Raw genomic sequence first — 13,624 nt, forward strand, 5'->3', positions numbered from 1 at the left:
TTAGAGTGAGTTGTGGGTCTTGAACTGCGCCAGGCCAAAGCCATGGATCGCCGCCAACGCACGAATCTGCTGCACTTGTTCGCGGCTGATGTCGCCGTAGGAGTAATGCTGGGTAATTCCCGCAAGCCCCATCAGCACCGACTCGGCCATGCAGGCATACAACTGGCCCTGTTTCAGGTAGGCCCGCACATTCGGCGCGAGCCCGTCGTCGAACGGCGTCTGGACAATGCCACCGTGCATGTACAGCACGTCGCTGCGCTGGGTGCCGATCGCTTGGTCAACGTTCAGCGGCACGGCGATGTCGCAGATCACGCTGTGTTCGGCGAAATGCCCAGCGTCGAGAAACGGCTGCGCTGCGTTTGCCGCACACAGCACGATGCGTGCGCGCTTGAGTGCTTGCAGGTCATCGGTGACGGTAATGAAGGCGTTGGCCCCCAGGCGTTCTTGCACCAGGCGCGAGACCTGCAGGCCCAACTGCGAGCTGCTGCCGAAGTCCTTTAGCAGCGCGTGAATGCCGTCGATGTCGAGCAGGCGCTGCGCCAGCAAGTCGTCGCTGGCCGTGCCCTTGAGAATCGAGCGGGCCGCGTCGGCGTAAATCAGATGGGCGGTTTTTTCCAGACGGCGCAGCGAGCCATCGCGGCCGCTGCCAATCAGGATCACGTGGTCGACAGCGGCTGACAGCAGCGACGCATAGGTCGACGCCACGTTACCGGCCGCGCCGACCACGGCTGCCGTTTGTGCGTGCAACTCAAGCCCCTGTTGTTTGCAGCCTTGCTCGATGGCCTCAAGGCCCATGCCGATGGTCAAGGCGTTACCGGACGTCAGCGCCATGTCCGGAATTTTCAGGGCCTGGCAGTTGTTGGTCACGATGGAGGTGTACATCCCCAACCCGGCAACGCGGTAGCCATCGGCGCGTGCGTCCAGGATGCGATTGCCGACTTCTTTGCGAATCACGTCGAGATCGCCGCTGATGATGTAGTCCGCCATGGCGTTGGAGTCCATGCACAGTGGGTACAACGTGAACTCCACGGCCATGCCCAGCTTCGAGCGGATCACCACCGGGCCCACGGGGGCCGCCCGGCGTTCCGGTGCGGTGCGTTGCATGAACACACATTTTTGTTCGGTGCTCAGTTGGCCGAGTGAGGGATCGACATCACCGAGGATGTCGGCATCGATCAAGTGATTGATAAAGGCCACGCGGGCGACGATGGGGGTGTCCTGCGGGGCGTTGGGCAGGGCGTTGACCTGGAAGCCGGTGTCGCGCGGCGCGACCGCCGGGATCAGGTCATTGCAAATGGTAGCGGCCAACGGGAACGCATCTCCGCGTTGCAGCATGTCGCAGACCTTTTGCAGGGCTTTGATCAGCCCGTCGATCTCGGCGAATGTGATGCAGGCGGGCGGCTCCAGGCGGATCACATTGGAGTTGCTGCCCGAAGGCGCCACGCGCAGGGCTTCAAACTGCAAGAGGTAGCCGGCAATCAGGTAACCCAAGGCGTCGTTGTACTGGGCTGAAGCCTGCACCAGCGAGCTGTTGGTGCTTTGGTCATGCAGCTCAAAGCCCAGCAACAGGCCGCGGCCCCGCACATCGGCGATCACCCCCGGGTAGGCCGCCTTGAGCTCAAGCAGTGAGGCCTTTAGGTATTCGCCCTTGGTGTGCACGTCCTTGAGCATCGCTTGGTCATCGGCAAACAGACGATTGAGCGCCGAGAGGGCGATGTGGCAGGAGGCATCGTCTTCGGCGAAGGTCGAGCTGTGGATATAGCTGAAGTCTTTTTCATAGTGGCTGCTGCGAATCACGGTGGCCGCGATCTTCATCAGGCCACCGCCCAGCGCTTTGGACAGGCAGTAGTAATCGCCTTGCAGATTGAAATGACTGCTGGCCAGGAAGGTGCCGGTCCGTCCGAAGCCCGACTGCACTTCGTCGATAATCAGCGGGCACTGCTGCTCGTTACACAGGCGACGCAACGCCCGGTAAAAATCAGTCGAGAATTCGATGATGCCGCCTTCGCCCTGGATCGGCTCCATCAGTACGGCGGTGATCGCGCTGAACGCATCGCGCTTGACCAGCAGTTGATCCCCGCTCCATTGCAGGCTCAGCCAATGTCGGGTGTGGCGCGCGGGCAGCTCCTGGAGTTGATGGGGTTGCTGGGGGTCAATGAACTCCACGTTCAGGCCGAAACGCGCGAACGGCTGGCGATACTGGCGGCCGTACGTCAGTTGCACAGTGTTGACCAGCTTGCCGTGAAAACTGCCGCGCAAAGCGACAAAGACCGGCTCGACATGCAATTCGGCGAGGTTGTGCTGGCGCACCGCTTCAACCACCTGGCGCACCGTGGCCGTGTTCAGGTGCGCGGGCAGCAGGCCTGCCGGCAAGTCGAGGTCAGCGACATCCACTTCGCGGTAGGCGCGGTCGCTGGAGGTCAATTGGGCCAGGGTGAAGTCGAGTTCGTCGAACTGGCGTTGCAGGTTTTTCTGACGACGAAACTCGGCATGCTTGACGGCAATTTCGACCGCTTCGGCACCACTGTTGGAAAAGGTCGAAATGTATTGTTCGTTGTTCTTCAGCTCGCGATTGAAGGCTTCGCTCAACGCGCGCGCTAGGGCTCCGGCCGTGCCGCGGATCGACATCTGGGCGTTAAAGGGCACGTCATTGCGCAACAGTGTGCAGAGCTGTTCGACAAACTGCGGGTCGTTGTGACCAAACAACGCCGCGCCATAGCCACCGAGAAAATCCGTCACGGTGACCTCGTCACCCTTGCGGTTGCGGTAGAACAATTGACTGCCCAGTGCGCGTTTGAACTCACACTCAAGCCCCAGGGCCTGGAGCAGATCTACAAACTTTGGGCGAACAAAATCACGGTAATCCATCACATCCATGTCCTATAAAAGAGGAGGGTGTTGTACAAAAAACGTCAGGCGTTATTGGCCTGCTCGCTGTACTTCAATTGGTAACAAGCGCTGAAACCGTTGTCGTCGCGGTTGAGCACCAGGCAATCGGTGAGCGTCGTTGAATAGGGAGCGCCCATCACAAAGGGCAGGTGCGCGGCCACGGGTTGGCTTAGCCCGGCAATCGGTGGCACACGCTGGGCGAGCAGGGCGCAGCGGGCCAGGATCAGGTCCGCCAGGCTGGGAGCCGCACTGAGCAGGCCGGTCACCGGCACGCCACTGGTGATGTGGGCGCCGCCGGTGCGGCCCAGTACGTGGCTCAATTGCCAATCTTTGTCGGGCGTGCCGGTGCCAGTGCACACCAGCAGATCGGTTGGCTGGTCTGGCAGGTTCAGTGCCTCGATAGAGACATGGGCGGTCATTGTTTGCAGGCAGACCTGGGGTTCGTCCCCCAGATCCTCGCGACGGCGCAACACCAGGGCTGCCGCGCCTTCACCCGCGATACCGCCCGTGCCTTGCGCGTCGAAAGCTCGCAGGGTCTCCGAGCCGTCCGCACTGATAGTGCCGGCCTGTACCAAGGCACTGAGTGCCAGGGCATCGAGTTCGCTGCCCGCACCGACAATGATCGCTACATCAATGCGCCCGCTCTGCAACGCGGCACAGGCTTCACGCAAGGCTGCCAGGTTGCCGGAGACGCCCTGCATGTAGGCGTTGCATTCACACTCCAGCTTGAGCGCCAGGCTGGTCACGCCCAGCAGGATATTGCTCAGGCCCTTGAGCACCAGGAAGGGATCCTGCGCCCGCTCCTGCAAAATACGTCGGGCCAGCAGGTGCATGTCTGCCCCTTCGCCCTGGCGGCATTCGTGGAGCAATTCGCCGTAGGACGCCAGAGAAGGATGGGTGTATCCACCCTGGCAGCAATAGAGCCCATAGGTCAGGCCGTCTGCACCGGGTGTCAGGTCGGCATCGGCCAGTGCCTGACGAACCGCGCTGACACCCCAGATGACGGCGGGCGTGCAGTAGCGTTGCAGGTTCTGCGCGAGGTCCTGACGACTGCGTTGATGATCGTCATAGTGGATCTGGCCAAAGGCCGTGACCCGCTCGCTGTGAAACTGCAAGGAGCGCAATGGCTTGATCCCGCTGCGCGACTCGCAGGCCGCAGTCCAGAACGCGTCCACGCCCCATCCGCTGGCCAGGACACAGCCGCTGCCGGCGATAGCGATGGGTGTTTGTGCGGCACTCATTGTGCGTGCTCCTGGTATTTGCCCAGCACCAGGCAGGTATTGAGCCCACCGAAGCCGAATGAATTGCTCAGCGCCACGTCAACCCGGCGGTTGACCGTCTGATGGGCGCAGTAGTCCAGATCACAGTCGTCGGCGGCGCTGTGCAGGTTGAGGGTCGGGGTAATCCGGTCGTGCTGGCAGGCCAGTGCGGTGACGATGAACTCGGGTGCGCCAGCGGCCGCGATCAAGTGCCCGAACTGGGACTTGTTGGCGCTGATTGCCAGCCGTCGATAGTGCTCGTCCTGGGCGAATACCGACTTGATGGCCAGGGTTTCGGCGGCATCGTTGAGCGGGGTGGACGTGCCGTGAGCGTTGATCAGGTCCACCTGTTGCGGGCGGATGCCGGCATCGTGCAAGGCCGTCTGCATCGCCAGGGCGGCGCCTCGCCCTTGCGGGTCGGGTGCGGTGACCTTGTAGCCGTCCAGGCTGCTGCCAAACCCCAGCACTTCGGCATAGGGCACGGCGCCACGGGCAAGGGCGCTCTCCAGGGTTTCGAGCACTACAAAACCACCGCCTTCGCCAGCAACCAGGCCGCTGCGATGGCGATCGAATGGACGGCAAAGCCCGTCGCCCCAGCGTTGCTCGCTGCTGGCTGCGCCCAACAGGTAAAGCGCGGTCATGGTGTCCAGGCTCAACACCGAGTCGGCCCCGCCGGCGACAGCGACGTCGACTTCACCCCGGCGGATCATCTGGAAGGCATTCCCGATGGCCTGGGACGCCCCGGCGCAGGCGCTGCTGATGTTGATCACCGGGCCTTCGCAACCGCTGTCGTCAGCGATCACCCTGGCCAGCCGGTCGTTGCTCTGGCACAGCGAGTGGGCCGCACTGACCTGGTCAGCCTTGGCCATCAAGTGGCGCCATGCAGGGCAAGCCTGCTGCTCGCCGGACACGGTCAGCAGCATGTCCTGAATGTTGTGGGCCGGTGCGCCGGACGCGCACAGTACGGCCGCATCGCGCAGTTGTGCGGCGCTCAGGCCGCTGTCGGTGATCGCTTGGCTGGCCGCCACCCAACCCAACTGGCTGCGTTTTTCCAGGGGCATCTGCCAGGCGCGATGGCCTTTCAAGTAGTCCGGCAGTTGGCGGGTGTCTACTGGCGCGGCGTAACGCACCGGGAAGCTACCGTCGGCCACGCCTTCGGGTTGCCATGGGCGGATGCAGTGCTCACCGCGCAGCATCTGCGCCCACATTGATTGCCATTCGAAACCGAAACCGGTCACGGCACCCAGGCCGGTTATCACAATCCTTGGTGGGCTCATGCCTGTTTCTCCATGGCTTCTTTGGCCAGTAATACGGCGCCCCAATGACCCGCACGGCTGTGATTGAGCAGCAATGTGTACCCATCGCGCTGGTCGTGAAGGGTCAGGGCGATTTCAGTCAACAGGGCGCTTGCTCCCAGGTCGCCGGTCATGGGCCGGGAGCTGTGAAGCGTCGCCTGGGTGTCTGCGAGCAGAAGCCGCAGGAAGGGGGTGTCCGGCGCGGCGACGACGTGTGCTACGTCGCGCAAACCTACTTTCTCTCGGCTTAATGCTTGTTGGATGACCTTGTGCGCCACGGCGTTCGAGCGTTCGGGGCAAGCACTGTAACCACGGGCGAACCCGGCGATGCGCAAGGCGCCGTGGGTTGGCGTGCACGACGTCAGCAACAGGCACGCTGCGCCTTCCCCATAACGATCCGGCGCCGGGAGTGCAGGCTGTTCGGTGCTGTCGCGCAGGTACAGCGCAGGCGAGAGGTTCGGGCTACTGCTGACCACAACCCCGGCGTCGGCCCGGCCACCGGCGATGTGTTCGAACGCCTCAATCAGCGCATCGACTCCCGCATTTCCCTGTGAGCAGAAACCGCCCATCGGGCCACGGCAGTGCAGCGCCTCGGCTACATAGGCCATGACGCTGCTGTTGAGCATCATCAGTGCGTGCAGCGGCGGGGTATAAGCGAAGAGTTGTGCGAGCAGTGCGTCCGGTTGTTCGGCGATGGCCTGCACGGCTTCCCAGCAGGAACTGGGGCCGTCCACTTCCGGAATGGCGGCCATCAGCGCCACGCGCTCGCCAGGCAGCTGCAAGTCATTCAACGGGCCGGCAAGCTGCCCGGCGCAATACAGCAAACGGGCGCCCTGAGGTTCGACGCTGCGTTGAATCTTGCGGTCGAACACCGTGGTGGGCAGTCGCGGTACGGTCACGGGATAGGCCAGGTGGTCCGGGGCAAAATCCAACGGCTGGGCGGCCCGCACCGGGCCATGTAAATCGGCGCACTCAGTGCCTGCGTGGTTGAACACCGACGCAGCGATCAAGTAGACGGGTTTTGTCTGGAGGCTGTTCATTTCATGCATTTCCCAACACCAGCGAACTGTTGACGCCGCCGAAGCCGAACGAATTGGACAGCACCACCTTGATGGGCTGTTGCTGGGCTTCGGTCAGGAAGTTCAACTCAGGGAACTCGGCATTTGCCGGGTCATAGTTAAGGGTGGGGAGCAGCACGCCTTGCTGCAGACTCATCAGTGACAGCACAGCCTCAATGGCGCCGCTGGCCGCCAGGGAGTGGCCAATGGCCGATTTGTTGGCGGTGAATGTCATCGTGCTCACGGCGGTGCCGAATACCCGCTCAATCGCCAGGGCTTCACTGCGATCGTTGGCCTGGGTCGAGGTGCCATGGGTATTGACGTGATCGACGGCGTCGCAGTCCAAGCCGGCATTCACGATGGCGGCTTGCATGCAGTGGGCGTAATGGCTGCCATCGCGGCTGCTGGAGGTGATTTTCTGCGCTTCGCAATAGTTGGCGTAACCCAGGACGCGGCCGATCGGGGTGGCCTTGCGTCGTTCGGCATGTTCCCTGGACTCCAGCACGATCATTGCCGCGCCTTCGCCGAGGACGAAACCGCAGCGGTCGTTCATGAACGGGCGGCTCTGTTGTTCGGCAGTGAGGTCGGCCCGCTGGCAAATGGCACCGAGGCCGTCGAAGCTGTAATAGGACAGTTCATGGGCCATCAACTCAACGGCGCCACAGATGGCCAAGTCGATCTCGCCGCGCTCAATGGCGCGAAACGCACTGCCGATCGCCATGGTGCCGGCCGCGCAGGCATCGGAATGGGTGCTGATATGGTCGCGAATGCCGAGCAGGTTGGCGATGTGCCAAGTCTGCTGATCAATCCGTCGAGCAAACGGGCCGCCCGCCAGTGTGTGCTGATCCAAGTAGCGATCAAGGTCGACGCTGCCGGCGTCGTCCATATAGCGGCTGGCCTCTTGCAGGTCACGGCTCACGCAATGCTTGTTGGCGCCGAGGAACACACCGCTGGCCGCGCGGGAGAAGTCCGCGGGAACCAGGCCGGCCTGCTGGAGCGCTTGCCTGGCAACAAACTCGGCGAGCAGGCACTGACGGGGCAGTGGCGTGGCGCCCACCGCAACCTGAGCGCCAATGGCGTGCCACTGATCGTGATCGATATAACCTGCGGCGTTTACCGCAAAACCCAGCTCGGCAAACACCGGGTGTTGACGAATGCACGACCGCTTGGAGCTGATCTGCGAAAACAACGTTGCAGCGTCCAGTACCGTGGGCGCTACCAGCCCGTAGCCTGTGACTAAAACCTCTCGCGGCCCCATGAAAAACTCCTAGGCCGTTTCTGGCAAACGGGACGCGGCAAACTGCTCTACCAGTTGGCGAGAAATTTCGTCGCCTTCCAGCGGCGTCAGTCGCGCACTGCAACCGCCGCACACCACTTGGCGACGCTCATTGAGACGTGCCTGCTCGGCGTTGCACTCAGGGCAGGTGGCGGGCAGGTGGTCAAACATCCGGTAGCACTGTTCGGCCCAATTGCGCACGGTCGTGGCCGCGAACACATCTGCCGGCTGCATGCCTGGACGCAATTGGCCGGGCGCAAATGCGCTCAGGCTTTGCTCCAGAAGGTCCACGCCGGACTGGGTGATACGGCCTTTTTCGACCAGCTCGCTCACGTCGCCAAACACCGCAACCGCATGGTCCAGCACGCTGGTCTTGGGCAATGTGCAGCCGTAATGGCGACCCAGCTGAAAACTCAGGTCGACGATATCCAGGGAGTCGGCATTGAGGTCCTCGACGATGCTGCTGTGTTCGTTCACCTCTGTGAGGTCCATCACCAACAGCTGCGCGAGGATTTCGCGGGTAGTGGTAATGACGCTGTTCAAGTCCAATGGATTGTTCATCGGCTATCTCCCTATAACGCGTGAATGGGGGGCTAAGCAGTGGCGCTGAGGGGCCATTTGCTTGAGGTGATGTGTGAAGGCGGCGCAGCGTAAACCCTCCCCTGAGGGGGAGAGTCAATGTGCCATTACCCTTTTTTGTCGGACAATCGAACGCGTCAAAAGCCAGATTAGGCTTTTGAATCCATTCGATATTCTGTAGCCTTGCGCAGCTTCACTTTTAGCCGTGCTTGATGAACACAATCACTTCGTCCGGCGGCGCCCGAAGGGCTCCAGAGCCGGTGGTACACTCGACTTTCGCGCTACTGCGCCTGCAGGTCTTGCGAACATGACGCAGATATCTGAACGCCTACTGGTTCAAGCCCACCTCGACGCCAAGCAGCCCAAGGCCCTCAGCGCCGATGAAGAGGCGAGCCTGCGTGCCGCCATCGCCGCCGAGCTGAAAGCTCAGGACGCGGTATTGGTTGCCCACTTCTATTGCGATCCGGTGATCCAGGCCCTGGCCGAAGAAACCGGCGGCTGCGTCTCCGACTCCCTGGAAATGGCCCGCTTCGGCGCCGCCCACCCGGCCAAGACCGTACTGGTCGCCGGTGTGCGTTTCATGGGCGAGACCGCCAAGATCCTCACCCCCGAAAAACGCATCCTCATGCCAACCCTGGAAGCCACGTGCTCCCTGGACCTTGGTTGCCCGGTCGATGAATTTTCGGCGTTCTGCGACCAGCATCCCGAGCGCACGGTGGTGGTGTATGCCAACACCTCGGCGGCAGTTAAAGCCCGAGCCGATTGGGTGGTGACCTCCAGCTGCGCGCTGGAAATCGTCGAAAGCCTGATGGACAACGGCGAGACCATCATCTGGGGACCGGACAAGCACCTGGGCACTTACATCCAGCGTCAGACCGGTGCCGACATGCTGCTGTGGGACGGTGCCTGCATCGTCCACGAAGAGTTCAAGTCCAAGCAGCTCGAAGACATGAAGGCGCTATACCCGGATGCAGCGATCCTGGTGCATCCGGAATCGCCGACCGCAGTGATCGAACTGGCGGATGCCGTAGGTTCTACCAGCCAACTGATCGCTGCGGCGCAACGACTGCCGAACAAAACCTTTATCGTCGCCACCGACCGCGGCATCTTCTACAAGATGCAGCAGCTGTGCCCGGACAAGGTCTTCGTCGAAGCGCCCACGGCCGGTAACGGCGCGGCGTGCCGCAGTTGCGCGCATTGCCCGTGGATGGCGATGAACACGCTGGAGCGCACGTTGCAGTGCCTGCGTGAGGGCAGCAACGAGATTTTCGTCGAGCCGTCGGTGATTCCTCACGCTGTTCGACCGCTCAAGCGCATGCTGGATTTCACTCAGGCGGCGCGTCTGAAGCTGGCGGGCAACGCCTGAACCGAGGCGAGCTCGGTTAAAAATGTGAGAGGGGGCTTGCCCCCGATGACGGTGTGTCAGTCAATAGAAATATTGAATGTAGAGCCGCTATCGGGGGCAAGCCCCCTCCCACATGTAGATCTTTAATTAAGAAGGGTTTTATTTCTTTTGCTTCGGGATGCGCACTAACTGGGTGTCCGAATAGATGTCATGCCAGCCGCGTTTCTGTTTATCGAACAACGCCCAGATAAACCCCAGCCCCACGCACAACCACGACGCAATCGACACCACAAAGCGCAACAGCGCCTGCCACAGGCTGATGCGCGAGCCATCGGCGTTCTGCACGCGCACGCCCCACACCTGCATGCCCAGGGTCTGCCCGGAATGGGTCCAGAACTTGGCGAAGAAGCCGAACAGCACAAAGAACAGAATCGTCGACAGCAGCGGGTCGCCGTCCAGGGCACCGGATTCGGTGAGGGTACGCATCCTGGCTTCGCCTAGAAATGCCATCCACACCAGCTTGTAGATAAATGCGGTGACGATCAGCAGGGCGGTGCACAACAGGAAGTCATAGAACATCGCTGCCAGGCGACGGCCCAGGCCAACGGCGGGGAATTCGCCTTGGGGGCTCAGCAGGGGTTTGGACATGGCAGGATTCTCTGAGGAAAAAACGCATTTTACGGAATCGCGTCCATAAAAAAGCCCCTGATGTCATATCAGGGGCTTTTTGTCGCAGTAAGGATCAACCTTCTGCTTGTACTTCGTCAGCCTGCATGCCTTTTTGGCCCTGCACCGCAACGAATGTCACTTTCTGGCCTTCTTTGAGGCTCTTGAACCCGTTGCCCTGAATAGCGCGGAAATGTACGAACAGATCCGGACCGCTTTCTGGAGTGATAAAACCAAACCCTTTTTCGTCGTTAAACCACTTGACGGTACCGCTCTGACGATCAGCCATTTTCTTATTTCCTTGACGCTATAAATTAATGACAGCCCCTTTCACATGAAAGAGTACTGGGCTGGGTTGCAGGAAAGTAAGAGACGTCGAACGGGTTGTAGCACAACTACTTCAGCTACTGCCCAGGTCCAGGTTCCAAGCGACCCATGCAAACACAGTGGGCAAACTCTACGCCAACTAATAGAGAAAAAACAAGCCCTGCAAAACCCCATGTTTTGCTCGGCCGCATGACACTTCGTTGAATAATGTAGAGCGGACTTATTCGATAGATTCGCTCACTTGTTATAGCTGTACACCTATAACAATAACTATCGTGAATGCACTGTTTTATGGCGGTTGCGTTACAGATTAGTGCACGTTAACGCAACCGCGTTACTTATAGGAACAGTCAATCAACCACGATAGTAACGCTGTGGCACGAATGGCATTTTACTTACACGAAGCGGCACCTTTTTCCCACGCACCAACGCAGAGACTTCGGTATCCAGTGCAATGAATGCGCTGTCCAGGTAACCCATGGCCAAAGGGCCGCCGAGGCTTGGGCCAAAGCCGCCGCTGCAGACGCTGCCGATCACAGTGCCGTGCTCATCGACAATTTCTGCCCCTTCGCGCACCGGAGTGCGTTCCAGGGGTAACAGGCCGACGCGTTTGCGGCTTACACCGGTCTGCTGCTGGGTGAAGATTCGGTCGGCACCCGGGAAGCCGCCGGCGCGTGCGCCATCGGCACGGCGGGCCTTGGAGATGGCCCACAGCAGGCTGGCTTCAATCGGTGTGGTTTCGGTGTTCATGTCGTGGCCGTACAGGCACAGGCCGGCTTCCAGGCGCAGGGAGTCGCGGGCGCCCAGGCCGATGGCCTGTACTTCGCTCTCGGCCAACAAGCTGCGCGCGAGGCTTTCGGCATTGGCCGCAGGCACGGAGATTTCAAAGCCGTCTTCACCGGTATAACCGGAGCGGCTGACGTAGCAGTCCACACCCAGCAGGCGCAGCGAAGCGAACTGCATAAAGGTCATCTTGGTCACTTCCGGCGCCAGGCGCGCCAGCACCTTCACCGCTGCGGGGCCTTGCAGGGCAAGCAGGGCGCGTTCTTCGAACAGCGGCTCGATGGTGCACTGATCACCAATGTGTTTGCGCAGGTGCGCTAGGTCCTGGTCCTTGCAGGCGGCGTTGACCACCAGGAACAGTTCGTCGTTGCCCAGGTTGGCGACCATCAGGTCATCCAGGATGCCGCCTTGCTCGTTGGTGAACATTGCGTAGCGCTGCATACCTACGGGCAGGTCGATGATGTCCACGGGCACCAGGGTTTCGAGGGCCTTGGCGGCATTGGCGCCGGTCAGGCGGATCTGGCCCATGTGGGACACGTCAAATAACCCGGCGTGTTCACGGGTGTGCAGGTGTTCCTTCATCACACCCAGTGGATATTGCACCGGCATGTCATAGCCGGCGAAGGGCACCATGCGTGCGCCCAGTTCGATGTGCAGGGCGTGCAATGGGGTTTTCAACAGGGTTTCGGTGGACATATTCAGCTCCTGAAAAACGTGCTGCCGCGCCTTTAGGCGTCAGCACTCGATAATGTTGACCGCCAAACCGCCACGGGCGGTTTCCTTGTATTTGCTTTTCATATCGGCACCGGTCTGGCGCATGGTGCGGATGACCTTATCCAGCGAAACGAAATGCTGCCCGTCGCCGCGCAAAGCCATGCGCACCGCATTGATGGCCTTCACCGAGCCCATGGCGTTGCGCTCGATGCACGGCACCTGAACCAGGCCGCCAATCGGATCGCAGGTCAGGCCGAGGTTGTGTTCCATGCCGATCTCGGCAGCGTTCTCCACTTGGGACACGCTGCCGCCCAGCACTTCGCACAGCGCGCCGGCAGCCATGGAACAGGCCACGCCGACTTCGCCCTGACAACCGACTTCGGCGCCGGAGATCGACGCGTTTTCCTTGTACAAAATCCCGATGGCGGCGGCGGTGAGCAGGAAGCGCACCACGCCGTCTTCGTTCGCGCCTGGGATAAAGCGCATGTAGTAATGCAGCACGGCCGGAATGATCCCGGCTGCACCATTGGTGGGCGCCGTGACCACGCGCCCGCCGTTGGCGTTTTCTTCGTTGACCGCCAGCGCGTACAGGTTGACCCAATCGAGCACCGACAACGGATCACGCAGCGCCGATTCCGGGTGCTTGCACAGTTGGCGATGCAGCGCGGCGGCACGGCGTTTGACCTTCAGGCCACCGGGCAAAATCCCTTCATTGCGACAACCGGCGTCCACGCAGTCCTGCATCACCTGCCAGATTTTCAGCAGGCCAGCGCGGGTTTCCGCTTCAGGGCGCCAGGCACTTTCATTGGTCAGCATCACTTGGCTGATGGACAGGCCGTAAGTGGCGCAATGGCCGAGCAAGTCCTTGGCGTGCTTGAAGGGGAATGTCAGCGGCGTGGCATCTTCGACAATCCGGTCGGCACCGGCGGCGTCTTCATCCACTACAAAACCACCGCCGACCGAGTAGTACTCGCGGCTGCGAATCTGGATGTTGGCAGCGTCGAAGGCACGAAAAATCATGCCGTTGGGATGGTAGGCGAGGGGCTTGCGAATCATCGCCAAGTGTTCTTTCTCGTTGAACGCAATGCTGTGTTCGCCGAGCAGGTTCAAGCGGCCATCGCTGCGCATCTGTGCCAGGCGTGCGGCGACGGTTTCAGTGTTCACGGTGTCCGGGTGTTCGCCTTCCAGGCCAAGCAACACAGCCTTGTCGCTGCCGTGACCTTTACCGGTGGCACCGAGGGAACCGTAGAGTTCCACCTTGATGCTGCAGGTGGTGGTCAGCAGGTTGTCACGTTTGAGGCCTTCGACGAATCGAGCGGCGGCGCGCATGGGGCCGACGGTGTGGGAACTGGAGGGGCCGATGCCAATCTTGAACAGGTCGAACACGCTTAAAGACATGAGTGGTTCTCCGGTTTCTTATTATGTTTTGGGTG

Annotated in this window: 11 protein-coding genes; 1 reads left to right on the forward strand and 10 read right to left on the reverse strand. The window is 61.1% G+C overall.

Annotated elements, in window-relative coordinates:
• Genes ACVWXD_RS01605 through ACVWXD_RS01630 form a run of 6 tightly spaced genes read right to left on the reverse strand, consistent with a single transcriptional unit; the run spans nt 1 to nt 8,338 of the window.
• Nucleotides 1-2,868 (reverse strand): aminotransferase class III-fold pyridoxal phosphate-dependent enzyme, encoded by a 2,868-nt coding sequence (locus tag ACVWXD_RS01605; protein WP_032890941.1) that lies wholly within the window; start codon nt 2,866-2,868, stop codon nt 1-3.
• Nucleotides 2,869-2,912: 44 nt separating this feature from the next.
• Complete coding sequence (locus ACVWXD_RS01610; protein ID WP_457370613.1) at nt 2,913-4,130, reverse strand: beta-ketoacyl synthase N-terminal-like domain-containing protein; 1,218 nt, start codon at nt 4,128-4,130, stop codon at nt 2,913-2,915.
• Nucleotides 4,127-5,425: a beta-ketoacyl-[acyl-carrier-protein] synthase family protein gene (locus ACVWXD_RS01615; protein ID WP_032890943.1), complete on the reverse strand. Its 1,299-nt coding sequence runs from the start codon at nt 5,423-5,425 to the stop codon at nt 4,127-4,129. The genes ACVWXD_RS01610 and ACVWXD_RS01615 overlap by 4 nt, the downstream gene beginning before the upstream one ends.
• The gene (locus tag ACVWXD_RS01620) at nt 5,422-6,483 is read right to left on the reverse strand and encodes a beta-ketoacyl synthase (RefSeq protein WP_457370614.1); all 1,062 of its coding nucleotides are present in this window, start codon (nt 6,481-6,483) and stop codon (nt 5,422-5,424) included. Before ACVWXD_RS01620 ends, ACVWXD_RS01615 begins: the two co-directional genes overlap by 4 nt.
• 1 nt (nt 6,484) lies before the next feature.
• The gene (locus tag ACVWXD_RS01625) at nt 6,485-7,759 is read right to left on the reverse strand and encodes a beta-ketoacyl-[acyl-carrier-protein] synthase family protein (protein ID WP_260367579.1); all 1,275 of its coding nucleotides are present in this window, start codon (nt 7,757-7,759) and stop codon (nt 6,485-6,487) included.
• A 9-nt stretch (nt 7,760-7,768) separates the two neighbouring features.
• Nucleotides 7,769-8,338, reverse strand: coding sequence for an acyl carrier protein (locus tag ACVWXD_RS01630; protein WP_032890945.1), 570 nt, complete (start codon nt 8,336-8,338; stop codon nt 7,769-7,771).
• A gap of 325 nt (nt 8,339-8,663) precedes the next feature.
• Here ACVWXD_RS01630 and nadA point away from each other — a divergent pair, with 325 nt between their 5' ends.
• Nucleotides 8,664-9,722: a quinolinate synthase NadA gene (gene nadA, locus ACVWXD_RS01635; protein ID WP_032890946.1), complete on the forward strand. Its 1,059-nt coding sequence runs from the start codon at nt 8,664-8,666 to the stop codon at nt 9,720-9,722.
• Nucleotides 9,723-9,860: 138 nt separating this feature from the next.
• On the opposite strand, the gene ACVWXD_RS01640 is transcribed toward nadA, so the two are convergent.
• The 4 genes from ACVWXD_RS01640 to ACVWXD_RS01655 form a co-directional block, all read right to left on the reverse strand.
• Complete coding sequence (locus ACVWXD_RS01640; protein ID WP_032890948.1) at nt 9,861-10,349, reverse strand: RDD family protein; 489 nt, start codon at nt 10,347-10,349, stop codon at nt 9,861-9,863.
• A 94-nt stretch (nt 10,350-10,443) separates the two neighbouring features.
• Nucleotides 10,444-10,656, reverse strand: a complete 213-nt coding sequence (locus ACVWXD_RS01645; RefSeq protein WP_014339904.1) for a cold-shock protein — start codon at nt 10,654-10,656, stop codon at nt 10,444-10,446.
• A 392-nt stretch (nt 10,657-11,048) separates the two neighbouring features.
• On the reverse strand, nt 11,049-12,173 hold the full coding sequence (gene gcvT / locus ACVWXD_RS01650; protein WP_457370615.1) for a glycine cleavage system aminomethyltransferase GcvT: 1,125 nt from the start codon (nt 12,171-12,173) through the stop codon (nt 11,049-11,051).
• Nucleotides 12,174-12,212: 39 nt separating this feature from the next.
• Complete coding sequence (locus tag ACVWXD_RS01655) at nt 12,213-13,589, reverse strand: L-serine ammonia-lyase (RefSeq protein WP_032890951.1); 1,377 nt, start codon at nt 13,587-13,589, stop codon at nt 12,213-12,215.
• Between the last annotated feature and the right edge of the window lie 35 nt (nt 13,590-13,624).

The sequence above is a fragment of the Pseudomonas sp. TE3911 genome (assembly GCF_054062775.1).

Excerpts from the sequence above, each read along its gene's own strand:
- ACVWXD_RS01615 (WP_032890943.1), bottom strand. The coding sequence starts at position 5,425 with ATGAGCCCACCAAGGATTGTGATAACCGGCCTGGGTGCCGTGACCGGT.
- ACVWXD_RS01630 (WP_032890945.1), bottom strand. The coding sequence starts at position 8,338 with ATGAACAATCCATTGGACTTGAACAGCGTCATTACCACTACCCGCGAA.
- ACVWXD_RS01605 (WP_032890941.1), bottom strand. The coding sequence starts at position 2,868 with ATGGATTACCGTGATTTTGTTCGCCCAAAGTTTGTAGATCTGCTCCAG.
- ACVWXD_RS01640 (WP_032890948.1), bottom strand. The coding sequence starts at position 10,349 with ATGTCCAAACCCCTGCTGAGCCCCCAAGGCGAATTCCCCGCCGTTGGC.
- gcvT (WP_457370615.1), bottom strand. The coding sequence starts at position 12,173 with ATGTCCACCGAAACCCTGTTGAAAACCCCATTGCACGCCCTGCACATC.
- ACVWXD_RS01625 (WP_260367579.1), bottom strand. The coding sequence starts at position 7,759 with ATGGGGCCGCGAGAGGTTTTAGTCACAGGCTACGGGCTGGTAGCGCCC.
- ACVWXD_RS01620 (WP_457370614.1), bottom strand. The coding sequence starts at position 6,483 with ATGAACAGCCTCCAGACAAAACCCGTCTACTTGATCGCTGCGTCGGTG.
- ACVWXD_RS01655 (WP_032890951.1), bottom strand. The coding sequence starts at position 13,589 with ATGTCTTTAAGCGTGTTCGACCTGTTCAAGATTGGCATCGGCCCCTCC.
- ACVWXD_RS01610 (WP_457370613.1), bottom strand. The coding sequence starts at position 4,130 with ATGAGTGCCGCACAAACACCCATCGCTATCGCCGGCAGCGGCTGTGTC.
- nadA (WP_032890946.1), top strand. The coding sequence starts at position 8,664 with ATGACGCAGATATCTGAACGCCTACTGGTTCAAGCCCACCTCGACGCC.
- ACVWXD_RS01645 (WP_014339904.1), bottom strand. The coding sequence starts at position 10,656 with ATGGCTGATCGTCAGAGCGGTACCGTCAAGTGGTTTAACGACGAAAAA.